1 pseudogene is annotated in these 387 nt (G+C 73.9%); it reads right to left on the reverse strand.

Annotated elements, in window-relative coordinates:
• Positions 1–45: 45 nt before the first annotated feature.
• Positions 46–387: pseudogene (locus FOE67_RS28560) on the reverse strand (glycosyltransferase); the annotation flags it as partial.

Below are 387 nucleotides of genomic sequence, written 5' to 3' on the forward strand. Positions count from 1 at the left end.
GTCGGGTGACGGGGGCGCCCGGTCCCCGACCGGGGGGTGGGGGTGTCATCGCAGCACCCTCCGCATGTCGCGGACGGCCCGGAAGGTGCCCATCCAGGTACCGGTGACCTTGGATCGTCCGGTGCGCGGCAGGTAGGGGACCTCGGTCTCGGTGATCCGCCATCCCGCGTCGGCGGCGGCGACCACCATCTCCAGGGGGTAGCCGCTGCGGCGGTCGGTGAGTCCGAGGTCGAGCAGGGCCCGGCGGCGGGCGACCCTCAGGGGGCCGAGGTCGCGCAGCCGGACGCCGGTGCGGCGGCGCACCATGACGGACAGGGCGCGGTTGCCGACCCTGGCGCGGACGGGGAAGGCACGACGGGTGGTGGGGCTGTCTCTTATAAACATGTG

The organism is Streptomyces calidiresistens (assembly GCF_014141525.1).
Lineage (GTDB): Bacteria > Actinomycetota > Actinomycetes > Streptomycetales > Streptomycetaceae > Streptomyces > Streptomyces calidiresistens.